Annotated in this window: 18 protein-coding genes; 11 read left to right on the top strand and 7 right to left on the bottom strand. The window is 61.4% G+C overall.

The features are described from left to right. Window positions 1-60: 60 nt before the first annotated feature. Entirely contained in the window at window positions 61-2,814 is a 2,754-nt protein-coding gene (locus tag AC2YI2_RS10350) for a hypothetical protein (RefSeq protein WP_487386396.1), read from the top strand. Window positions 2,815-2,831: 17 nt separating this feature from the next. Here AC2YI2_RS10350 and AC2YI2_RS10345 read toward each other — a convergent pair whose 3' ends face one another. The 3 genes from AC2YI2_RS10345 to recA all read right to left on the bottom strand — a co-directional run bounded on the left by AC2YI2_RS10345 (window position 2,832) and on the right by recA (window position 8,216). Then, complete coding sequence (locus AC2YI2_RS10345; RefSeq protein WP_487386839.1) at window positions 2,832-4,085, bottom strand: GGDEF domain-containing protein; 1,254 nt, start codon at window positions 4,083-4,085, stop codon at window positions 2,832-2,834. A gap of 214 nt (window positions 4,086-4,299) precedes the next feature. After that, entirely contained in the window at window positions 4,300-6,957 is a 2,658-nt protein-coding gene (gene alaS / locus AC2YI2_RS10340; RefSeq protein WP_487386395.1) for an alanine--tRNA ligase, read from the bottom strand. Between the two features lie 173 nt (window positions 6,958-7,130). Further along, entirely contained in the window at window positions 7,131-8,216 is a 1,086-nt protein-coding gene (gene recA / locus AC2YI2_RS10335) for a recombinase RecA (RefSeq protein WP_487386394.1), read from the bottom strand. A 233-nt stretch (window positions 8,217-8,449) separates the two neighbouring features. Between recA and AC2YI2_RS10330 the strand changes: the two genes are divergently transcribed. Continuing rightward, window positions 8,450-9,391, top strand: a complete 942-nt coding sequence (locus AC2YI2_RS10330; protein WP_487386393.1) for a carbohydrate kinase family protein — start codon at window positions 8,450-8,452, stop codon at window positions 9,389-9,391. Between the two features lie 35 nt (window positions 9,392-9,426). Beyond that, on the top strand, window positions 9,427-10,353 hold the full coding sequence (locus AC2YI2_RS10325) for a pseudouridine-5'-phosphate glycosidase (protein WP_487386392.1): 927 nt from the start codon (window positions 9,427-9,429) through the stop codon (window positions 10,351-10,353). A 161-nt stretch (window positions 10,354-10,514) separates the two neighbouring features. On the opposite strand, the gene AC2YI2_RS10320 is transcribed toward AC2YI2_RS10325, so the two are convergent. Then, on the bottom strand, window positions 10,515-11,000 hold the full coding sequence (locus tag AC2YI2_RS10320) for a hypothetical protein (RefSeq protein ID WP_487386391.1): 486 nt from the start codon (window positions 10,998-11,000) through the stop codon (window positions 10,515-10,517). Between the two features lie 113 nt (window positions 11,001-11,113). Continuing rightward, complete coding sequence (gene cckA / locus AC2YI2_RS10315; protein ID WP_487386390.1) at window positions 11,114-13,708, bottom strand: cell cycle histidine kinase CckA; 2,595 nt, start codon at window positions 13,706-13,708, stop codon at window positions 11,114-11,116. Between the two features lie 218 nt (window positions 13,709-13,926). Here cckA and AC2YI2_RS10310 point away from each other — a divergent pair, with 218 nt between their 5' ends. Further along, a complete protein-coding gene (locus AC2YI2_RS10310) occupies window positions 13,927-15,186 on the top strand; it encodes a flagellar biosynthetic protein FliO (RefSeq protein ID WP_487386389.1) in 1,260 nt (419 codons plus the stop codon). A gap of 56 nt (window positions 15,187-15,242) precedes the next feature. Continuing rightward, complete coding sequence (locus tag AC2YI2_RS10305; protein WP_487386388.1) at window positions 15,243-16,157, top strand: PfkB family carbohydrate kinase; 915 nt, start codon at window positions 15,243-15,245, stop codon at window positions 16,155-16,157. Window positions 16,158-16,183: 26 nt separating this feature from the next. On the opposite strand, the gene AC2YI2_RS10300 is transcribed toward AC2YI2_RS10305, so the two are convergent. Next, window positions 16,184-16,612, bottom strand: coding sequence for a CoA-binding protein (locus AC2YI2_RS10300; protein ID WP_487386387.1), 429 nt, complete (start codon window positions 16,610-16,612; stop codon window positions 16,184-16,186). Window positions 16,613-16,712: 100 nt separating this feature from the next. Here AC2YI2_RS10300 and AC2YI2_RS10295 point away from each other — a divergent pair, with 100 nt between their 5' ends. Continuing rightward, a complete protein-coding gene (locus AC2YI2_RS10295) occupies window positions 16,713-17,030 on the top strand; it encodes a hypothetical protein (RefSeq protein ID WP_487386386.1) in 318 nt (105 codons plus the stop codon). A gap of 4 nt (window positions 17,031-17,034) precedes the next feature. Here AC2YI2_RS10295 and AC2YI2_RS10290 read toward each other — a convergent pair whose 3' ends face one another. Then, window positions 17,035-17,466, bottom strand: coding sequence for a VOC family protein (locus AC2YI2_RS10290; RefSeq protein WP_487386385.1), 432 nt, complete (start codon window positions 17,464-17,466; stop codon window positions 17,035-17,037). A 304-nt stretch (window positions 17,467-17,770) separates the two neighbouring features. Between AC2YI2_RS10290 and AC2YI2_RS10285 the strand changes: the two genes are divergently transcribed. The 5 genes from AC2YI2_RS10285 to AC2YI2_RS10265 all read left to right on the top strand — a co-directional run bounded on the left by AC2YI2_RS10285 (window position 17,771) and on the right by AC2YI2_RS10265 (window position 21,969). Then, window positions 17,771-18,613: an EamA family transporter gene (locus AC2YI2_RS10285; RefSeq protein ID WP_487386384.1), complete on the top strand. Its 843-nt coding sequence runs from the start codon at window positions 17,771-17,773 to the stop codon at window positions 18,611-18,613. A 44-nt stretch (window positions 18,614-18,657) separates the two neighbouring features. Further along, window positions 18,658-19,089 carry a PaaI family thioesterase gene (locus tag AC2YI2_RS10280; protein ID WP_487386383.1) on the top strand — a complete coding sequence of 144 codons (432 nt, stop codon included), beginning with the start codon at window positions 18,658-18,660 and terminating at the stop codon, window positions 19,087-19,089. 230 nt (window positions 19,090-19,319) lie between these two features. After that, on the top strand, window positions 19,320-19,784 hold the full coding sequence (rplM, locus tag AC2YI2_RS10275; RefSeq protein WP_487386382.1) for a 50S ribosomal protein L13: 465 nt from the start codon (window positions 19,320-19,322) through the stop codon (window positions 19,782-19,784). A 2-nt stretch (window positions 19,785-19,786) separates the two neighbouring features. Beyond that, complete coding sequence (rpsI, locus tag AC2YI2_RS10270) at window positions 19,787-20,257, top strand: 30S ribosomal protein S9 (protein ID WP_487386381.1); 471 nt, start codon at window positions 19,787-19,789, stop codon at window positions 20,255-20,257. A gap of 248 nt (window positions 20,258-20,505) precedes the next feature. Beyond that, window positions 20,506-21,969 (top strand): sensor domain-containing diguanylate cyclase, encoded by a 1,464-nt coding sequence (locus tag AC2YI2_RS10265; RefSeq protein ID WP_487386380.1) that lies wholly within the window; start codon window positions 20,506-20,508, stop codon window positions 21,967-21,969. Window positions 21,970-22,031 lie beyond the last annotated feature (62 nt).

The following is a 22,031-nucleotide window of genomic DNA, read 5'->3' as shown; positions in this document are numbered from 1 at the left end:
AACTGGCGTGACTTAGTATTCGATTGTGCTAACCTTCGATTGACGGCGGAGGATGGTGCGATGGGGGCAGCTGACGCAAAGCAAACTCACCTCGATGGCTTGCTCAATTTCGAGGCCATTGAGGCGACCGAGGCCCGGCGCATCTGGGCGCGGCGCAACCGCAAAACGGCAGCAGAGGCACCGCCGCACCCGATCATCGAAGACAAAGTCGGCGTCGGTCTGTCGGGCGGCGGCGTTCGCTCTGCGAGCTTCTGTCTCGGTGCCCTTCAGGCGCTCAACACATTCAAGGTCATTCCGAAGATCGATTATCTCTCGACCGTTTCCGGCGGCGGCTACACTGGTGCCAGCATGATCGCGCATATGAGCGAAAATAACGTGGCGTTCCCCTTCGACGAGAGCGGTTTCGAAGATTCGCCGACCGTCCGGCATATCCGCAACCACAGCCGCTACCTGTTTCCCAAGGGAACAACCGATATTCTGAGATCCGTCGGCATTCTCGTCCGCGGGCTGCTCGTCAACCTGGTGCTGACATTGACGCTGGTCCTGCCGCTGGCCGCTCTCACCATCCTCGCAAATCCGACCGTCTACCACCTCGAACACAGCTTCGCCGCCGACATTTGGCGGCTGTTCGGGTTGCCGCCCGCCGGCTGGCTCTACGAATTCGTTCAGGGCCGCTTCTTCTTCACCCAGGTCATGCTGGCCGGACTGGCGGTTGTCGGGATTTTCTGGGCGATCTATCGCTCGGCCCTTGAGGATGGCAATGCGCGCCGCCTGCTCGGCAAACCCGAATTTCTTTCGAGATGGGCCGGCGCCTGGGCATTCTTCATGCCGGTACTGATCTTCACCTTCGTGGCCGAGTTCCAGACCCTCATCATCGAATGGATCATCCACTTCTATATCCAGACCGACGGCTTCGAATTCAGCTCGATCCTCTCGACCATTGCCGGCGCCGCCGGCTTCTCCACGCTGCTCACCATCTTTCGTGGCAGCCTCGTCAACACCGTCGCAAAGGCGCTCGATACGCCAAACCTATCCTCGATGATCAAGGCGGTCACCGCCAAAGCCATCCTCTATGTCGGCGCGCTTGTGCTGCCGATGATGATCTATGCCGTCTATCTGCTGATCGCTGCTTCCGGCATCGATTTCGCGGGCCGATGCCCGTCAAATCCTGTTCTCGCCTGGTTTGCCGAGCATCTGCATTGGAAGTTCGACAGTCTCTGCCGGACAATGATGCCGGCACCGGGACAATTTCCGCTAATGCCGGAGATGATGTCCTGGCAGCCACTCTATCTCATGGCCGCCTTCTTCGTCACTTTGTCGATCGCGATCGGCTATTCGGGTTTTTGGCGAAACAAGGGGCAGCCCGAAGCCGGCACATGGACGCGTCTCGCCTACAAATTCGGGCGGAGCCGCCACGATCGCGTTCCACTCTACGGCTTGCTCATTCTCCTTGCGCTGACGATCCTGGTGGCGATTGCCGTGCGGAGGGGCCTCGACATCCGCTATTGGGATCTGCTCTGGAACTATGTCTGGATCAGCGGGATATTCATTGCCATCGGCGTCTGTTTCTCGGAAAATGCCAACGCGCTCCACGGCCTTTATCGAGATCGGCTCAACGCCGCCTTCCGCCTCGGTCGCAACGTCAATCCCAGGGCGACGTTGACGCTCGCCAAGATCGATTCCGACAAGACCCCCTATCTCTTGGTCAACGCCGTGTTGAATGCGCGTCACAGCCGAGAGGAAACGGAGCCGGTGAAGACATCAGCGATGTGGAATGTCGGCAATCCCAGGGCAAACCTGCCCAGTCACGACGAGGCGACGGATCCGGCACAGCGCGGCCGGAATGCAGAATTCTTCCTGTTCACGAGCGATTACATCGGGAGCGATTCCACACTTTATGCCCCCACTGTGCTCCCGGCCAAACACACGGGACGTATGGAAGACAACGACATCGGCATTGACCTTGCGACGGCCGTCGCGATCTCGGGCGCTGCGGTCTCCTCAAACAGCGGGCGGGTGATTTCTGGGGTCCTGTCACCGACTTTGGCGCTCCTGAATGCGAGGCTGGGATATTGGCTCGACAATCCGAGATATGTCTTCGCCAGCCCGGGCGAGATCCAGCAGACTTGGTTCGAAGTCTTCCGGCTCTACCTGGTACAGGAGGCTTTTGGCCTGCTTCGCACCGATAGCAAGAAGGTATTGCTTAGCGACGGCGGCCATATCGACAATATCGGCCTCTACCAATTGCTGCGTCGAAGATGCAAGGTGATCATCATCATCGACGCGGAGGCGGACCCCGCGCTCAATTTTGGCGCGCTGGCCGATGCGCAGCGTTTTGCCCGCATCGATTTCGGTCATCGCGTGCGGATCGCCTGGCAGCCGATCCGCGAACAGTCCGCCCGCCGCATGCGGGCCTTCCGCGGCCAGGCCACCGACGACGATCGCGCCGTGCCGGCAGACATCACGCAATATGACGACAGCCGGCACTTCGCCATCGGCGAAATCTATTACGGCTCGGGCCAGAATGAGGAAGACAAAGGCATCCTGCTCTATGTCAAAGCCAACATGACCGGCGACGAGCCCGACTATGTGACAGACTACGAGCGGCGGTATCCGACCTTCCCGCACGAAACGACAGCGGACCAGTTGTTTTCCGAGGAGCAGATGGAGGCCTATCGCGCACTCGGATTCCACAGCGTCAGCCGTGCGCTGTCACCCAGGCATGCACCGACATCGGTCGAGGCCGAGAAGCTGATGTGGAAGTTGAAGGAGATCGTCTGCGTGCCGGAAAGCATCGTCGAGCCGCGCCGATAGGCTCCTTCGTCAGACGATCACGCCCCGCCGATACGGCTGCGGATGTTCACGCGACTCAATCGCTGTTCGGTCGTGCCCAGACGCATTTCCGAGCCATCTTCGACGATCTGATGCATGCGCATGGTGAGGCTGAAGGTGCGCAGCCTGTTGCGGCCCTCTTCCTTCGCGAGATAGAGCGCGCTGTCGGCGGCCGCCATCAGGTGGTCGAAGTCGATCCCCACTTCCCGGACCGATGCTGCACCGATGGAGATCGTGATGCGGATCGGACTGCCCATGAAGGGGATCTGCATCGCTTCGACTTCGGCGCGGAGCTGTTCGAGGAACTCCCTCGCCTCGGACAGTTCCTTGTCCCGTAGAAAGAGGCCAAATTCCTCGCCGCCGAGACGCCCGAAAATCATGCCGGGTTCAAGCCTTGAGTTGACGAATTTGCCGAAGGCCTGCAGCACGCGGTCGCCGCCGAGATGGCCGTAACAATCGTTGACAGACTTGAAGAAGTCGAGGTCGATGATGGCGAGCACGCCGGATTTCGGCGCTTTGACCAGCCTGTCGCGCGTCTCGGACACGAAGAAGCGGCGCGTTGCAGAATTCGTCAGGCTGTCGATCTCGGCAGCAAGGCGGTATTTCCGTTCGGCGCGCTCCTTGATCAGGGCGAGGAACACGAATGTACTGAAGATGCTCATCGTGAACGCTTCGAGCGCGACAGCCGCGACCCAGACGGCCTGAATGTCGCCGCCTTGTTCGGTGGCGGGTATGAAGATCGCAAAGAGCGTACGGACGACACAGAAGACGCAATGTGTGGAGTAGATCAGCACGGTCGCCAGGAAGGTAGGTAGCCGCTCTTCCTTCCAGCCGCGCCAGGCGGAGCCGACGATGAGCAGGCAATAGCAGCCGAGAATGACCGTCGTAACAAACGCTCGATAGGCGACGATATCGGTGAAGCCCGGGATGAGGAGATAGGATGCGAGCCAGGCCATCGGGCCGGCAGCCAAGGCCGTGGTGTTTGCACGACCGCCGGTGAAGACGGAGAAGCCTGCCGCGACCAGCCCGAAGGCGAGCGTCATCAGGGTGACCCCGATGCCGACCGCAAGCCAAAGCGGCAGAAGCGTGCGCGTTGCAAGAAACGACGCACCGAGCACGGCGCTCCACATGCCGACCGCCCACCACAGCACTGCCTTCTCGCGTTGATCATGGATCCACACGAGCGTGAGAGCGACTGCGACGATCAACACTGTGATCGCTACGCAGACCATGACGGTCGGGACGCTCAACACGACGTTCAAGGGTGGCGAACTCCTAGGCTATTGGAGTCCGCTATCAGATAAAGCTTAAGAAAGCCGAAAGCCGCGACCGCAAGGGCGCGAAAGCCGGCATCGATTTTCGGAAAGAACGTTACTTAGATTCAATGACTTAGAGTACCCGTTCTGTGTCCGAAAGCGCACGCGCCGCTCTGAGGTCTTCAGGTCGAAAGCGACGCGAAATGAGATATCAGCCGAGTGCAGCGGCTACGGCTTCAAGCGCCTCGGAGGCCTTGGAACCATCGGGACCGCCAGCCTGGGCCATATCCGGACGGCCACCGCCGCCCTTGCCGCCGAGAGCTTCAGACGCAACGCGAACAAGATCGACAGCCGAGAACCGGCCGATCAGATCGTCGGTCACCGCGACAACGGCGCTCGCCTTGCCGTCCTCGGAGACGCCGATGAGTGTCACCACGCCCGATACCGCCGACTTCTTGCCCTCGTCAGCGAGGCCCTTGAGGTCCCGCGGCTCAACGCCGGTGACGACCCGGCCGAGGAACTTGACGCCGGCGATATCGCGTAGGCCCTGATCGCCACCCGAGGTACCGCCTCCCATGGCAAGCTTCTTCTTGGTATCGGCCAGTTCGCGCTCGAGCTTGCGGCGTTCGTCGACAAGGCTTTCCACGCGGGCAAGCACGTCGTCCGGCTGCACCTTAAGGATGGAAGCCAGCTGCTTGACGCGCTCGTCCTGCGTCGAAAGATATTCGCGCGCCGCTTCGCCCGTCAGGGCCTCGATGCGGCGCACGCCTGCGCCGACTGCGCTGTCGGAGAGAATGCGGATCAGGCCGATATCGCCGGTCTCGCGCACATGCGTGCCGCCGCAAAGTTCGACGGAATAGGCCTTGCCCGACTTGGAGCCGCGCTTGGCCGTCCCCATGGAAACGACGCGCACCTCATCGCCATATTTCTCGCCGAACAGCGCCATGGCGCCCTCGGCGATCGCGTCGTCGACACTCATCAGGCGCGTACTGACCGGTGCATTCTGCACCACGATATCGTTGGCGATCTCCTCGACCTCCTTCAGTTCCTCTGCCGACATCGGCTTGGGGTGGGAGACATCGAAGCGCAGCCGCTCGGGTGCGACCAGTGAACCCTTCTGCGCCACATGGGTGCCGAGCACTTCGCGCAGCGCCTCGTGGATCAGGTGGGTCGCCGAATGGTTGGAACGCAGGCGGCCACGGCGGGCGTGATCGACCTCGAGCGTTACGGGATCGCCGGCCTTGAGCGTGCCTTCGGTCACTTCGGCATAGTGGACGAAGAGCCCCTCGCCCTTCTTGTGGGTTTCAGTGACGATCGCGCGGCCGCCTTCGAAGACGATGACGCCGCTGTCGCCCATCTGGCCGCCGGATTCGGCGTAGAACGGGGTCTGGCTGACGACGACCTGAACCTTGTCGCCGGCCTTGGCGGATCCGATCACGGCACCGTTGGCCACGATGGCCTGCACCACGCCTTCGGCACGCTCGGTGTCATAGCCAAGGAATTCGGTCGCGCCGTGCTGATCCCTAAGTTCGAACCAGATGGTCTCGGTCGCAGCATCGCCGGAGCCCGCCCAATTGGCGCGGGCCTCGGCCTTCTGCCGCGCCATCGCCCTGGAGAAAGTGTCGGTGTCGACGCCGATGCCCTTCTGACGCAGCGCATCCTGCGTCAGGTCGAGCGGGAAGCCGTAGGTGTCATAGAGCTTGAAGGCGGTCTCGCCATCGAGCTGGCCGCCTTCGGAAATGTCGCTGACAGCATTGTTCAGCAGGCCAAGGCCGCGCTCCAACGTCTTGCGGAAGCGGGTTTCCTCGAGTTTCAGTGTCTCGGTAATCAGCGCTTCGGCGCGGATCAGTTCCGGATAGGCGACGCCCATTTCCCGGACGAGTGCCGGCACCAGCTTCCACATCAGCGGTTCGCGCGCGCCGAGAAGCTCGCCGTGGCGCATGGCGCGGCGCATGATGCGACGGAGAACATAGCCGCGGCCTTCGTTCATCGGCAGGACGCCATCGGCAATCAGGAAGGCGCTGGACCGAAGGTGGTCGGCAATGACGCGATGGCTCGCGCGGCGCTCGCCCTGGTCGTCGGTGCCGGTCGCATGCATCGAGGCTTCGATCAGCGTGCGGAAAAGATCAGTGTCGTAATTGTCGTGCTTGCCCTGCAGCAGCGCCGAGACGCGCTCGAGGCCCATGCCGGTGTCGATCGACGGCCTGGGCAGGTTGACGCGTTCCTCCTTCGTCACCTGCTCATACTGCATGAAGACGAGGTTCCAGATCTCGATGAAGCGGTCGCCATCTTCATCGGGTGAACCGGGAGGGCCGCCCCAGACATGGTCGCCGTGGTCATAGAAGATTTCCGAGCACGGCCCGCAGGGGCCGGTGTCACCCATCGCCCAGAAATTGTCTGATGTCGGAATGCGGATGATGCGGCTTTCCGGCAGGCCGGCGATCTTCTGCCAGAGACCGAAGGCTTCGTCGTCAGTGTGGTAGACGGTGACGAGCAGGCGGTTCTTGTCGATGCCGTATTCCTTGGTGATCAGGTTCCAGGCGAGCTCGATCGCACGTTCCTTGAAATAGTCACCGAAGGAGAAGTTGCCGAGCATCTCGAAGAAGGTGTGATGGCGCGCGGTATAGCCGACATTGTCGAGGTCGTTGTGCTTGCCGCCGGCACGAACACATTTCTGCGCGGTCGCGGCCGTCTTGTAGGGACGCGATTCAAGGCCAGTGAACACGTTCTTGAACTGCACCATGCCGGCATTGGTGAACATCAGCGTCGGATCGTTGCGCGGCACCAGCGGCGAGGATGCGACGATCTCGTGCCCGTTTTTCCCAAAGTAATCCAGGAAAGCCGACCGGATTTCATTCACGCCACTCATGTTATGCCTTTCAAACCTTCGAAACGCCTGTACGACGCCGTTTTGGACACCGGCTTTTATCGTCCGCCCTTTTCCATGTCCAGAAAAACAAAGCCCCGGCACGCCAGTTTAAGCGGCGGCCGGGGCTCGTGAATGTCGGCGCGGGCGGCGCACCGGACATGGGGGAAGAATGATCAGTCGTCGGGCGAGTTCACTTCCGCTTCCGGCGAGCCGTTTTCCAGGAACTTCTCGGCGATCAGACCGGCGTTCTGACGCAACGACAATTCGATTTCGCGCGCGAGATCGGGATTATCCTTGAGGAACGTCTTGGCATTTTCACGGCCCTGACCGAGGCGTTGGCTGTTGTAGGAGAACCAGGCACCCGACTTCTCGACGATACCCGCCTTGACACCGAGATCGACGAGCTCGCCGGTCTTGGAAACGCCTTCGCCATACATGATGTCGAATTCGACCTGCTTGAAGGGCGGCGCCATCTTGTTCTTGACGACCTTGACGCGGGTCTGATTGCCGATGACTTCTTCGCGATCCTTGACCGAGCCGATACGGCGGATGTCGAGGCGAACGGAAGCATAGAACTTCAGCGCGTTGCCGCCCGTGGTGGTCTCGGGCGAACCATACATCACGCCGATCTTCATGCGGATCTGGTTGATGAAGATCACCATGCATTTCGACTTCGAGATCGAAGCCGTCAGCTTGCGCAGCGCCTGGCTCATCAAGCGCGCCTGCAGGCCTGGAAGGCTGTCACCCATTTCGCCCTCGATTTCGGCACGCGGCGTCAGCGCCGCAACCGAGTCGATGACCAGCACGTCGATCGCGCCTGAGCGGACCAGCGTATCGGTGATTTCGAGCGCCTGCTCGCCGGTGTCCGGCTGCGAGATCAGCAGATTTTCGAGATCGACGCCAAGCTTGCGGGCATAAACGGGATCGAGCGCGTGTTCGGCGTCGACGAAGGCGCAGATGCCGCCCTTCTTCTGGGCTTCAGCGATCGTCTGCAGAGCGAGAGTTGTCTTGCCCGAGCTTTCCGGCCCGTAGATCTCGATGATGCGGCCCCGCGGCAGACCGCCGACGCCGAGCGCGATATCGAGGCTGAGCGAACCGGTGGAGACGGTTTCGATCTCGACGACATTCTCGTTGGAACCGAGACGCATGATGGAGCCCTTGCCGAACGAGCGTTCGATCTGCGAGAGAGCCGCATCCAGTGCCTTGCTTTTGTCCACTGCCTTGTTGTCCTCTACGAGTCGAAGCGTGTTCTGAGCCATCTGGTCCACCTTTAAGTTATCGGAGCCGCCGAAGCAATGTGCGGGATTGAGGCTGTATGTACTCTATTTGTTCTCGTCGTGCAAGGGCCGTTCAAATAATTGAACTATAATCTAAATCGAGTGCGTGTTCTCTCTTCGTTTCGCAAGATGTAGTGGGACCTGCGAGCGGCGGTACTTGCCCTCGATCCCGCGCGGGCGCTATGGATGATTCGAGACGTGAACAGGTTCATAGCATGACCGACATTCTGGTTCTGGGCGGCGCCCATATCGACCGGCGCGGCCGCATCGCGGGCGCCACCGCGCCCGGTGCATCCAACCCCGGAACCTGGAAGGAAGAGGCCGGTGGCGGCGCCTTCAACTGTGCCCGCAGCCTTGCCAGGCTCGGACACAAGGTGACGATGGTCTCGCCGCGCGGCGGTGACGCCGAGGGTGAGGCCGTGGCGACAGCAGCTGCTGCGGCCGGCGTCATCGACCGCCCCTTCACCTTCCTCGATCGCCGGACGCCGAGCTATACGGCGATCATGGAGCGCGACGGCAATCTGGTGATCGCACTGGCCGACATGGAACTCTATCGACTGTTCAGCCCGCGACGGCTCGCGGTTCGGCAGGTGCGCGACCTCGTCGACAAGGCGGAGATCCTGCTGACCGATGCCAATCTTCCACCCGAGACGCTGGCCGCCATTGCTGCAGCAGCAAGAACGCGCGAAATCCCACTCGCGGCTATCGGCATTTCACCCGCCAAGGTCGTGCGCTTTGTGGAACTTCTGCCGTCGATCGACTGGCTGTTCATGAATGAAGCCGAAGCTCGGGCGCTGACCGCTCGCGAGCCGACGGATCATCGTGCGTGGCCGGCCCTTATGCGGGAGAAGGGTCTCGCGGGGGGCGCCATCACGCGCGGCGGCAACGAGCTGATCGCCTGGGACGCGTCCGGCGCGGCCTTCCTCACGCCTCCCTCGCTGGAGCAGATCGGCGATGTCACGGGTGCCGGCGATGGTTTTGCCGCGGGTTTCCTGCATGCGCGGCTCAATGGTGGTACACTCGGCGATGCCGTGGTGCATGGCGCGGCGTCTGCCCTGCTGGCGCTGGCCAGCGAGATGGCGACAGCGGAAGAGCTGACGCACGAAATGCTGACGGGCACCCTGCCGCTTGTGCCGACCGCAGAAATCGTGCTGTAAGACCGGAAAAACACGACGATCCAGGACCCCGCCAGATGACCGACGCCAGCTCGCTCCCCGTTTCCTTCTCCGCCGAAGTCGCGGCCGCCAAGGCCGCCGGCAGGCCGGTGGTGGCACTCGAGTCCACCATCATCACCCATGGCATGCCCTTCCCCGGCAATCTCGAAATGGCCGAGAGTGTCGAGTCGATCATCCGGTCCGAAGGCGCCGTGCCGGCGACGATCGCGGTCATCAAGGGTCAACTGCATATCGGCCTCGACCAGGCCGAGCTCCATGCACTCGCCCAGACGTCGGACGCGATGAAGCTGTCGCGCGCCGACCTCGCTTTCGCGATCTCCGAGGGTCGGACGGGCGCCACGACAGTCGCCGCGACCATGATTGCAGCGGCACGCGGCGGTATCCATGTTTTCGCCACCGGCGGCATTGGCGGCGTCCACCGCAAGGCGGAGGAGAGCTTTGATATCTCGGCGGACCTGGAAGAATTGTCGCGCACGCCGGTGATCGTTGTCTGCGCTGGTGCCAAGGCGATCCTCGACGTGCCGAAGACGCTCGAAGTTCTGGAGACCAAGGGCGTGCCGGTCCTCACCTTCGGCCAGGACGATTTTCCGGCCTTCTGGTCGCGCAGTTCCGGCCTCAAGAGCCCGCTTCGGCTCGACGGCCCGGATCGCATCGCCGCCTTCCAGCGCTCCCGCGAAGCCTTCGGTATCGCCGGCGGCATGCTGATCGGCAATCCCGTGCCGGAGAGACACGAAATCCCGAGCGCCGAGATGGAAGGCTATATCGCCCAGGCACTTGAACGCGCCGAGGCCAAGGGCATATCAGGAAAGGCGGTGACACCGTTCCTGCTCGCCAGCATTTTCGAGATCACCGAGGGCCGCAGCTTGACGACGAACATTGCGCTGGTCGAGAACAACGCGCGGCTGGCGGCGCAGGTCGCGGTGGCGCTGGCCCAAACATCCTAAAATCGGATGGTACAGAGCGCTATTGTGAAGCTCGACCGAAGGGCCTGATCGAAAGGACTCAACTGGAAGCTCAGGGGGTGTGCGGAGCGTTTCCGTCCTGTGTGACTGTCCCGACAAAACTCACCAAGTTGATCGGGCGCGCCCACATCACGCTGTCAGTGCTAGGGTGAGTGAGCTTTGTCGAAATATGACAGCTCGGCATCCCACTCCAAGTCCTTCGGAGCCAGATTTGCATTCTTCATTTCCTTTGCGTCGAAGTCTGACAGAGACCAGCACGAAGCAAAAAACTCGTGTTTCGCTATGATCTTATCATTGGTGTAGCTGGAACGATAAATCGTCTTGCTAAAGCCAGACTTCCTACCATTGATGTAGAACGTGACTGCGTTGATAGTGAAGTCATTGCTGTTGCGAACCCCGATCGCCAAGGGGAAATCAGCCTCCTCGCAGATGAAGGGATCCACCTTGACAGTTATCTTGATCAGGTTGCGCTCCGACTGCCGTGTCTCAGCCGCACGCTGCTCCCACGCATAATTAATGGCCAGTCCTATTGCCGCAACTCCTGTTGCCGCGACGACAGTCCAGATGACTGTTCTAGGAAATTTGTAGAGCAGAGCTGCGAAGACGATTGCCGCGGCGACCCATCCCATCCCCTGCTTCCTCCCCCTGTCGTTGGCTATTTCGTGAACTATCCGATTTAGTGGCCTTTGATCTCGAGTTCCGCCGCCTCGCGCCCCTTTCATCAGCGCTGAAGCAGTAAGCGTCAGCTATCGAGCATTTCCCGCACGGTGCTCGCCAGCTGCTTGAGCGAGAACGGCTTGGGCAGGAAGCCGAACTTCGAGCCCTCCGGCAGATTGCGGGCGAACGCATCCTCGGCAAATCCCGATACGAAGATGAATTTCAGATCCGGCCATTTCTTGCGGATTTCGCCGAGCAGTGTCGGACCGTCCATTTCGGGCATGACGACATCGGAAACGACGATATCGACCTGGCCGTCGAGTTCTTCGAGGATGTCGAGCGCTTCGACACCTGATCCCGCCTCGTGGACCGTGTAGCCGCGTGTTTCCAGCATGCGCTTGCCGCCGCGCCGCACGGCTTCCTCGTCCTCGACCAGCAAGACGATCGCGGAATTGCCCGTGAGATCGACATCCGCCTTTTCGGCTTCCCCGGGCTTGCGCGCGCCTGCGGCGACACTCGGCTCGGCACCCTCGACCACCGGTTCCTCCACGACGATATGGCGCGGCAGGAAGAGATGAAAGACGGTGCCCTTGCCGACTTCGGACTCGGGGAAGACATAGCCTCCCGACTGCTTGATGATGCCGTAGACCATCGACAAACCCAGGCCAGTACCCTTGCCGACGTCCTTCGTCGTGAAGAACGGCTCAAAGATCTTGTCCATGATGTCGGGCGAGATGCCGGTGCCGGTATCGGCGACGTCGATCAGCACGAAATCCTCGGCCGGCAGGCCGCGATGGCCGAGACTGCCGGCTTCCGTTGCCGCCACGTTGCGCGTGCGGATCGTCAGCGTGCCGCCCTCGGGCATGGCGTCGCGGGCATTGACGGAGAGGTTCACCATCACCTGCTCAAACTGCGAGAGGTCGGTCTTGACCGGCCAGAGGTCGCGGCCATATTCGACCTCGAGCTTGACCTTGGTGCCGGACAGCATCCGCGCCACGAGCATGCGGAGATCGCCGATTGCGTCCGTGAGATTGATGACAGCCGGCCGAAGGGTCTGCTTGCGCGAGAAAGCGAGCAACTGACGCACCAGCACCGCGGCGCGATTGGCATTGCGCTTGATCTCCATGAGATCGGCAAAGGTCGAATCCGACTGCCGGGCCTGCAGCAGCAGGTGGTCGGCCGACAGCATGATGGCAGTAAGCACATTGTTGAAGTCGTGCGCGATGCCGCCGGCGAGCGTGCCGACAGCGTTCATCTTCTGCGTCTGTGCCATCTGGCCTTCGAGCGCCTTTTGCTGCGTCGTTTCCACGGCATAGACGATCGCGGCTTCCTCCGGTGCCTCGTCGGCCTGGTCGATCACCGCATTGACATAGAAGCGGAACGCCCTGCTCTCGTCTGCCGGATGGTGCGACTCGACAGGCTCGATATCGACCTTGCGATCCTTGGCGGCGGCAAGCGCTTCCTCGAGCCTTCCGCGGTCGCTTTGCTGAACGATCTGGTCGAGACGCGCCTCCCCACCGTCCTTCGGCGCGAGGCCGGCGAAGAGTTTCATGAACTGGGTATTGGTGCGCAGGATGCGGCCGTCGCTGTCCACCGAGGCGATGGCCATCGGCGTATTGTTGAAGAAGCGGTTGAAGCGCTGCGCGGCCGACGAGTCGCCGTCGTGCGAGACTTCGTCCTTCTGGCGCGCGAGCACGATCGTCCTGCTTTCGCCGGGCGCGCCGTCCTTGGTTGCCGAGACGCGATGAACAATGCGGACCGGCAGGCTCTGACCATTGACCTTGCGGAAATCGAGATCGAGCATCTCGGTCTTGGTCTGACCGGGCTCGGGCTGGATTGCCTGGATGCGGGTGAGCCCCTCGCCCGCCGCAATGTCGCGGATCGTCATTGCGCCGGATTCGAACTGGGTGAGATCGATGCCGAGCCACTCGGCAAGCGTTGCGTTCACATAAAAGATCTCGCCCTTGCGACCGGCCGAGAAGAAGCCTGCGGGTGCATGGTCGAGATAGTCGATCGCATTCTGCAGTTCCCGGAAGAACCGCTCCTGCTCGTCGCGCTCGGCCGAGATGTCCGAAAGCTGCCAGAGGAAGAGGCCGGCGCCTGCTTCATCTTCGAGCTTCAGCGGTCTGGCACGCAGGCGATACCACCAGGCCTGCTGCGGCCCGGTGTCCGCCTGGCCGAGCGCGTGGGCCAGGCGGAACTCCTCGTGGCCCGGCTTGCCCTCCATCAACCCATTGGTCAGGCGATAGAGCGCCTCGGTGCTTTCGCGATTGCGCGACAGAAGCGTTTCGAGCGTCAGAAGCTCGGTTGCCGATTTTGCACCCGTCAGCCGCGAATACGCGGCGTTGGCATAAATGACCCGCCCTTTGCGGTCGGTGACGATCGTGCCGTCGGGATGGCCGTCTATGAAGGCGCGCGGTATGAGGTCGGCGCGATTTTGCGGCATCACTTCGACGAAGCCGATTACGGCGGAAACGATGAAGAAGATGCCGGCCATGGCGAGCACGCCGAGAATGCCGAGCACGATCTCGTTTTCCAGATCCTTCTGGAACCAGATGAAGGCTGCGGCGGACGCAATGAGCAGGAGCGCCAGCAGGACGACTCGGATAATCAGCCCCGGCCGGTGGGAGTTGTCTACCGCCGGAACCTGGTAGCCCGCCGCCTGTTTCAGATCTGTCATCGGTACCTCAATCCACAGCGAGACGACCAATCGCGCGACTCAATGCTTATCAATTCGAGGGGCCGGTCAAAAGCGTCGAGGGCCATCTTTTCACCGCTTTGCCCGTCAATTCGGGGGACAGGGCAAGTCTCGCGAAGGCCTCGGGACCGAAAGCCCTTGCCAAGCCCGAAAAAAGCCGTCTATGACCGGCAAGATCGACCCCCGAAAGGATTGTGCCCATGCTCGACGGATTGACCCCGGACCTTGCGCCCCGGCTCGTCCTCGCCATCGGCGGCGTCGGTGTGGCGCTCGTCATTCTTATCCTGGTGCTGATCTTCCTCAAGCGCCGCAACTCGCCTCTTTTCATCAAGGGCGGCAAGGCGCGCGAGCCGCGGCTGATGGTGCTGGATGCTGCAGCGATCGACCCCAAGCGCAGGCTTGTGTTGATCCGGCGCGACGACATTGAACATCTCATCATGATCGGCGGCCCGACCGATATCGTTATTGAAACGGGCATCAGCGATCGGTCAAAAGCGGCCCTGCCGGCCCGCGGCGTTTCAGTTGATGAGATCACCGCGCCGCAGCCGGTCGCCGCCCCTGCGGCGGAGGCCCGGCAGGCGGCGCCCGTCGTCGAGCGGAAACCCGAACCGGCACGTCCGGCCGCCCCGATGCAGCCGGAACGGCCTGCACCTGCGCCGGCCGAGACCCGTATCCCTACGCCCCCCGTGCAGTCGGTAGCGCGGGCCGTTACGCCCCCGGTCAATGTACCGGAGCGGACGGCACCCTCGATCGATCGCTACATGGAGCGCCCAGCGGCTGAACGCCAGCCGGAAACCCGTAACGTGTCGGCGATGGGCTCGATTCTTTACAGCGAGGACCGCGAACCCATGACCGGCGCAAAGCCGGCGCAGACGCCGTCCGATACCGCGCCAATGCAGCCGGTCGCCAGACGGCCGGACCCGGTCGAAGTTGCGCCCGTCCAGCCGCGCATCCAGCCATTGCCTTCTGCGGCGGAAGCCATTCTTGATGCGGCGCGGGATCGCGTTCTCCCCAATCAGCAGGCCGCGGCATCCGCACCTGCCGTGACTGTAACGGATGCCGAGAAGGCGCTTGCCGCTCGCATGGAGGCCATGCGCCGCGTCCAATCGGCACAGCCCACCGTCTCCAATACACCGCCGGCTGGCGTGCAGCCAACCGCGAAGCCTCTTGCTCAGCCCATTGCCGAACGGACCGAACCCGATATCGAACTGCCGACGCTGAAGGATGAGCCGAGCGATTTCGAGAAACTGCTCGAGGCGGAACTCGACGCCAATGGTGTGTTCGGCAACCAGACGCCTCAGGTTCGCAGCGACAGCCGCGTCACCAATGCGATCACTACCGGCACGGTGACCCCGCCGGTTCGGGTGTCTCCGCCGATCACCGGCGCGACCCCTGACGTGACCTCTGAAGAAGAAGTCGCCAGGCTGCTCGGCGAAATCGCCATCAATCGCAAGCCCTGACCGGATTTACATTTTGCACCACCTGTCCTAACCCTTCTAGCGTTGAGGGAGGCACTATGACCAAGCACGTTCTCGTGGCCGGATCGCTGCATTATGACCTCGTGGTCAATGCCGATAGATTTCCTGTCGTCGACGAATATGTCTCCGGCCATTCGCCTCGGCACGTCCCCGGCGGCAAGGGCGGCAATCAGGCGCTGGCCTCTGCCCGCTGCGGCACACCCACATGGTTTGCCGGCCGGGTCGGGGATGACGAAGCAGGACGCGTGCTGAAAGCCAACCTCTCCGAAGGCGGCGTCGATATCTCCCTTCTGCAGACGGGACCCGGAGAAGCGACGGGCTCGAGCATTGCCATTGTCAACGAGTTCGGCGATTTCGGCGCGGTGGTGATCGCGGGTGCGAATGCGAATTTCGATGTCGAAGATGTCGTGCTGCCGCCCGAAGCCAGCTTTCTCCTGCTGCAGAACGAGCTGCCCGAAGAAGCAAATCTCGCGCTCGCCCGCAGGGCAGCAGCGGCTGGGATGGGTATCGTCCTGAACGGTTGTCCCTTCCGCGAGGTCTCAGACGAATTGCTGTCGCTCTCGGGCACGCTGATTCTCGGCCTGCATGAGGCTGAATCGATCGCCGGAAATTCTTTCTCCAATATCAGGATGGCACTCGACGCGATCCGGCCGGTCACCGAACGGGTGCCGCGCGTCATTTTCTTCCTGGGCGGCGGCGGCATGGTGCACATGGAGCGCGGTGGTCACCCCGAATATCATCCCGCACGCGAGAAGCGCCCGGAATCGATGCATGGCGCGCAGGATTTCTTTGTCGGTGCCTATGTGAGCCAAATCGCCGGCGGTTCGGAATTCGAGGCGGCCACGCATTATGCACAGGCCGCCGCCACGCTCTTTGTGGGTACGCCAGTCGAGCGGCGCGATCTCATCCGTGCCACGCAGATCCGCGCCAGACTGAGTGAAGACGACCGTTGAGCGTCAAAGCACTTAACGGAAGCACTCTAACCGATCAGTCGCGGATACTCGATCGCCGGGCAGCGATCCATGATGACCGTAATGCCGGCATCCTCAGCCTTTTTCGCCGCTTCGTCGTTGCGCACCGTCAGCTGGCCCCAGATCACTTTTGGTCGGCTCGGCAGGGCCAGGATCTCGTCGACGACTGCCGGTAGTTGGTCGGCGGCGCGGAACACATCCACCATGTCGATCGGCCCCTCGATGTCGGCGAGAGACGCGATCACGGTCTGGCCGTGAATCTCCTTGCCGGCATGGCCAGGATTGATCGGCACGACATCGTAGCCCTTTCCGAGCAGGAAGCGCAGCACGCCATTGCTCGGCCGAGACGGATTTGGCGAGGCGCCGATCATGGCAATCCGCTTGGTGTTTTGAAGAACGTTGCGGATCAGATTCGGATCATAGCTGTCGTGGTTCATCGCATGCCTCGCGAAATCGTGCCAAATGCGGTTCTTGCGAGCCGCCGAAGCCTATGGCAAACCTAGGGAGTCTTAGCTGTAGGTGGGAGGAACGGCCCGAATGTCAAGGCTGCTTGCCATCGCAATCGTTCTTATGGCCGCCGCGCCGGCGGAGGCCGTGTCGCGCTATGCCGCCACGCAACTCAGTTGCGCCGAGATCACGGCCATTATCCGCCGGGAAGGTGCCGCGATTTTCCGCTATCCCTCGCCCCGCCGGACCGGATTTACGCTCTACGACCGTTATGTCCGCAACGGCGGTTACTGCGCCCGCCACCAATCGCTGCAGAAGGTCTATATCCCCTCTGCAGGCGGCCAGCAGTGCCCCGTCCAGCATTGTGTCAGTTCACCCGAGAACTGCATCGGCGCCTTCTGCGACTGAGTGCTCAATCGTCTAGAATGACGTGACCGTCCTTGTCGAGCGGAAAGAAAGGGTTGTGCGCGACTTCCCAGAGATGCCCATCCGGATCGGCAAAGTAGCCGGAATAGCCGCCCCAGAACACTTTCTCCGGCGCCTTGACCGGCGTCGCACCACAAGACAGCGCAAATTTGTAGACCGCGTCCACGCCGCGTTCGCTCGTGACATTATGGGCCAGCGTTATGCCGGAAAAGCCCTTCGTGGTGTTTTCGACATGCGCGTCCTCGGCGAGCGACTGGCGCGCGAAAAGACCCAGCACTGTGCCCTTGAGTTTGATGAACGTGACGGTGTCCTGGCTTGCCGACGACTTCTTCCAACCCAGCCGCTCATAGAAAGCGGTCGCCCGCGCGACGTCCTCGACCCCCAGTGTTATCAATGAAATTCTAGGATCGAGAGACATGGATCGCACTCCTTGTTCTTTTTTTGTATTTCATATGTTGTCTTTATGTACGCGATGCTTCAACGATATCAATAGTTCAGATCAAGTCTTTTCATTTGCGTGAACAAAATGGCAACGGTGCGGCGTGGGTGTGGCATTCCTGCCCATTCGGGGCTAAGTATCGATTTCTCCACCGGAAAATCGTGTCTGATGGAAATTATCGCGCGCAACGGGGATTCTGCTTGGAATTCCGCCACAAGTCTGGTCAAGAAGCCAAATATCCATCTCATCTCTCCGGCGACGGCCGGAAAATCCCGGTTCCGAAATGCCCATCGACATCGTCCTGCTCGTTCTCCTGGGGGCATGCCTGCATGCGACCTGGAATGCCCTCGTCAAATCGGGTTCGGACAAGCAGCTCGACTCGACCATGGTGGCGCTCGGTGCCTCGGTCGCCTCGATCGCCGCCCTTCCCTTCGTGCCGTTGCCGGCCGCCGCGGCATGGCCCTATGTCCTGGCCTCGGTCTGCATCCACTTCACCTATTACCAGCTCGTCGGCGCGGCCTATAAGCATGGCGATATCGGGCTTGTCTATCCGCTGATGCGCGGCGCAGCGCCGCTGCTCGTTGCGACATCCACCACGCTGTTCCTCGGCGAACATCTCACACCGATGATGTATGTCGGTATTGGCACCATTTCCGCCGGCGTGCTCGCGCTCGCCTTCGAGGCGCGCGGCGGCGGTAGCACCCGGCGCGCAGTCGGCGTCGCCCTGCTCAATGCCGTCGTCATCTCGCTCTACACCTATGTCGATGGCATTGGCGCACGTGCCGCCGGCCACCCCATCGCCTATACGCTCTGGATCTGCATCCTGCCCCCGATCCCCCTCTTCGCCTATGCGTTCGCGACCCGCGGCAGGAACACCGTGGTCCGCCACGTCCGGTCGACCTGGAAACGCGGCCTTTTCGGGGGTGCCGGCTCTGTGGCCTCTTACGGCCTTGCGCTCTATGCCATGACCCAGGCGCCGATCGCGGCGGTGGCGGCGCTCCGCGAAACGTCGATCCTCTTCGCGCTTCTCATCTCCGTGCTGATCTTGAAGGAGCGCGCCAGTCCCTGGCGCTATGTCGCCGGCGCGGTGATTGCCGCGGGCGGGCTGGCGATGAAGCTGGGCTAGACTTTCTGCCGGCTTGCGCTGGGTGTAGCAGTCGATACAACGAAATGATGACACCCGTCCTCACCGCCGAGCAGATCGAAGATTTCCTGGCCCGCGAATTCCCGCAGATTTATGCGGGCGGGCCGGTGTTCAGATGCATCAATGTCGCGCCGGGCACGGCGACGCTGCGCTTTCATCCCAACGAGAGCCATCTGAGGCCCGGCGGCACCGTGTCCGGCCCTTCTCTTTTCGCGCTGGCTGATGTCGCAGCTTATGTGGCGCTTCTCGCCCATATCGGTCCGGTGCCGCTGGCGCTGACCACCAATCTCAACATCAATTTCCTCAACCGCGCGGACCCGGTGGCGCTAGACGGTGTCTGCCATGTCCTCAAGATCGGCCGGTCGCTGGCGATGCTCGAAGTGTCGATCGAGCGGGTCGATACGCGTCAGCTGATCGCGCATGCGACCACAACCTATTCGGTTCCGCCCCAAAAATAGTACGGTAAAATAATACCACACACCCAAGATATTGATTATAATGATAAAATTTTTCCATCCGGAATTTTCCCTTTCTTGACGTTCCAGTAGCTCTCACGTATAAGCCCGGCCAGATTGCCGCCCGTTTCGGGTGGCTTTCTTTTTGGTTCGCCCTGGCGGCCCAATCCAAGCAACAAGAAACGCCCTTTTGCCGGTTCGCCGGGATTTGGGATCAGATGAGAGACAACATCATGTCCACCTTCGTTCAGAAGCCGGCGGAAGTTGAGAAGAAGTGGATCCTGATCGACGCCGAAGGGCTCGTCGTGGGACGCCTCGCTTCCATTATCGCCAACCGCCTCCGCGGCAAGCATAAGCCCACCTTTACCCCCCATGTCGACGACGGCGACAACGTGATCGTTGTCAATGCCGACAAGGTCGTCTTCACCGGCAAGAAATACACCGACAAGAAGTTCTATTGGCACACCGGTTATCCGGGCGGCATCAAGGAACGCACGATGCGCCAGACTCTCGAAGGCCGCTTCCCCGAGCGCGTGCTCGAGAAGGCCGTTGAGCGCATGGTTCCGCGCGGTCCGCTCGGCCGTCGCCAGATGAAGAACCTCAAGGTCTATTCCGGCGCCACCCATCCGCATGAAGCCCAGCAGCCCGTCGCTCTCGACGTTGCCAAGCTCAATGCCAAGAACATCAAGCGAGGCTGATTATGGCTGATCTCTCTTCCCTCAAGGACCTCGCTGGCGCGACGACTGAGCCCGCGGCTCCGGTTTACGTCCGCAAGGTCGACGCGCAGGGCCGTTCCTATGCGACCGGCAAGCGCAAGGACGCCGTCGCCCGCGTCTGGGTCAAGGCCGGCTCCGGCAGGATCATGGTCAACGGCAAGGACTATTCGGCATACTTCGCCCGTCCGGTGCTGCAGATGATCCTGCGCCAGCCGATGGTTGCCGCTTCGCGCGACACCCAGTTCGACATCGTCGCCACTGTTGCCGGCGGTGGTCTCTCGGGCCAGGCCGGTGCGGTTCGCCACGGCATCTCCAAGGCCATGACCTATTTCGAGCCGTCGCTTCGCGCCGTGCTCAAGAAGGGTGGCTTCCTCACCCGCGACAGCCGCGTGGTCGAGCGCAAGAAGTACGGCCGTGCGAAGGCACGTCGTTCGTTCCAGTTCTCGAAGCGTTAATCGCTTTCGCGCATTTCGGATTTGGAAAGGCCGGGTCTCGCATCCGGCCTTTTTCGTTTCTGGAGCTTTCAGTGTTCATCGGGGGGGCCAGGTCGCTGATCATTCGTATGTGTGGCCAGCAGTCATCCACACATCATTCGCCCTGCCACTCTGGGTGAAATGGCAAGGTTCGGTTTACCTTATTCGGATAAGACCGATTCGAACGCCGCTGTTCTGTACCGTCGAACCGAACGAAGCGAGATTGTAACTTGACCAATTCCTTCGAAAACCAATTTTTTGAACTTGCTCCGATTGCGCTCTGGCTCGAAGATTTCAGCGAAGTCCAGGCGCTTTTCCAGATTTGGCGCACCGAAGGCGTCGAGGATATTCATGCTTTCCTTTCCGAGGATCCGAACCGCGTCTTTGCCTGCTCGCAGCGGATCCGCGTGCTCAAGGTCAACCGAAAGACGCTTGAGGTCTTCGAAGCAGATTCGCAGGACCATCTAGTTTCCAACCTCGCGCTCGTGTTTCGCGGCGAAATGCTCAACAGCCACATCAATGAGCTGTGCGAGCTCTGGAACGGTAAGCTCGAGTTTGCGAGTAATGCGGTCAATTACTCGCTGTCAGGCAAGCGGCTCGACATTCAGCTGAGGGGGCAGGTTCTCCCTGGACATGAAGATACGCTGGGCCGGGTATTGGTAACGACCGAGGACGTCACGATCCGTGAGGAAGCACGCCGCGGCGAAGAGAAGAACCGGCGCTACGCCGAGGGCATTTTCGTCCATTCACCGGTGTCGCTCTGGATCGAGGATTTCAGCCAAGTCAAACGCCTGCTTGAGGACGTGCGCTTCCGCGGCATTTCGGATCTCCGGGTCTTCACCGATGTCCACCCGGAATTCGTCCGCCAGTGCATGAGCGAGATCCGCGTCATCGACGTCAACCAGGCGACGCTCGACCTCTTCATGGCGCCGGACCGAAATGCGCTTTTGATCCAGATCGGCGACATCTTTCGCGACGAGATGGAAAAGAGCTTTCGCGAGCAGCTCATCGATCTGTGGAATGGCAATCTGTTCCAGCACCGCGAGGTGGTGAACTACGCGCTAGACGGCTCCGAGCGCCATGTGCTCCTGCAGTTCTCGGTCTTCCCCGGATACGAGAATGACTGGTCGCTGGTGCAGGTTGCCCTGACGGATATTACCGCCCGCAAACGCGCCGAAGCCTATCTCGAATATCTCGGCAAGCATGACGTCCTGACGCGACTGCATAACCGCGCATTCTTCAACGAGGAACTGAACCGGCTGGAACGCAGCACGCTGCGCCCGCTCTCCGCCGTCATGATCGATCTCAACGGCCTGAAGGAGGCCAATGATACACTCGGCCACGATGCGGGTGATGCGCTCTTGCGCCGGCTCGGCGAAGTGCTGAACGGGGTGGCCTCGGGCCGCAATACGGTAGCCCGCATCGGCGGCGACGAGTTTGCAATCCTGATCCCGGGGGGCGATCGTCAGGTGGCGCTGGCCATGACGGAAACCGTGACCGAGTTGCTCAAGATCAACAATCAGTTCTATTCGCACCTGCCGCTCTCGATTTCGCATGGCATCGCAACGAGCGAAGGAAACGAGAAACTGGAGGCTGTAATCCGCCGCGCGGACGCCGCCATGTATGACCACAAGCGAAAGTTCTACGAGGGCCGCTCACGCGAACGCAGGGGCAATCCCGCCTCGGCGGCGTGACGTCCGGCGCATCTACCTGCGGGAGAGGCGCCGCACGCGGCATATGAGGCGCTGCTAAAGGT

Source organism: Rhizobium sp. SRI_017 (assembly GCF_057586295.1).
Note: the sequence above shows the minus strand (reverse complement) of the source record. Positions and strands in the feature narration are given on the sequence as shown.

What these genes read in the sequence shown, in the direction of transcription:
- AC2YI2_RS10350 (WP_487386396.1), top strand. Translation starts at nt 61, where the DNA reads ATGGGGGCAGCTGACGCAAAGCAAACTCACCTCGATGGCTTGCTCAAT.
- alaS (WP_487386395.1), bottom strand. Translation starts at nt 6,957, where the DNA reads ATGAGTGGCGTGAATGAAATCCGGTCGGCTTTCCTGGATTACTTTGGG.
- recA (WP_487386394.1), bottom strand. Translation starts at nt 8,216, where the DNA reads ATGGCTCAGAACACGCTTCGACTCGTAGAGGACAACAAGGCAGTGGAC.
- AC2YI2_RS10330 (WP_487386393.1), top strand. Translation starts at nt 8,450, where the DNA reads ATGACCGACATTCTGGTTCTGGGCGGCGCCCATATCGACCGGCGCGGC.
- AC2YI2_RS10325 (WP_487386392.1), top strand. Translation starts at nt 9,427, where the DNA reads ATGACCGACGCCAGCTCGCTCCCCGTTTCCTTCTCCGCCGAAGTCGCG.
- AC2YI2_RS10320 (WP_487386391.1), bottom strand. Translation starts at nt 11,000, where the DNA reads ATGGGATGGGTCGCCGCGGCAATCGTCTTCGCAGCTCTGCTCTACAAA.
- cckA (WP_487386390.1), bottom strand. Translation starts at nt 13,708, where the DNA reads ATGACAGATCTGAAACAGGCGGCGGGCTACCAGGTTCCGGCGGTAGAC.
- AC2YI2_RS10310 (WP_487386389.1), top strand. Translation starts at nt 13,927, where the DNA reads ATGCTCGACGGATTGACCCCGGACCTTGCGCCCCGGCTCGTCCTCGCC.
- AC2YI2_RS10305 (WP_487386388.1), top strand. Translation starts at nt 15,243, where the DNA reads ATGACCAAGCACGTTCTCGTGGCCGGATCGCTGCATTATGACCTCGTG.
- AC2YI2_RS10300 (WP_487386387.1), bottom strand. Translation starts at nt 16,612, where the DNA reads ATGAACCACGACAGCTATGATCCGAATCTGATCCGCAACGTTCTTCAA.
- AC2YI2_RS10295 (WP_487386386.1), top strand. Translation starts at nt 16,713, where the DNA reads ATGTCAAGGCTGCTTGCCATCGCAATCGTTCTTATGGCCGCCGCGCCG.
- AC2YI2_RS10290 (WP_487386385.1), bottom strand. Translation starts at nt 17,466, where the DNA reads ATGTCTCTCGATCCTAGAATTTCATTGATAACACTGGGGGTCGAGGAC.
- AC2YI2_RS10285 (WP_487386384.1), top strand. Translation starts at nt 17,771, where the DNA reads ATGCCCATCGACATCGTCCTGCTCGTTCTCCTGGGGGCATGCCTGCAT.
- AC2YI2_RS10280 (WP_487386383.1), top strand. Translation starts at nt 18,658, where the DNA reads ATGATGACACCCGTCCTCACCGCCGAGCAGATCGAAGATTTCCTGGCC.
- rplM (WP_487386382.1), top strand. Translation starts at nt 19,320, where the DNA reads ATGTCCACCTTCGTTCAGAAGCCGGCGGAAGTTGAGAAGAAGTGGATC.
- rpsI (WP_487386381.1), top strand. Translation starts at nt 19,787, where the DNA reads ATGGCTGATCTCTCTTCCCTCAAGGACCTCGCTGGCGCGACGACTGAG.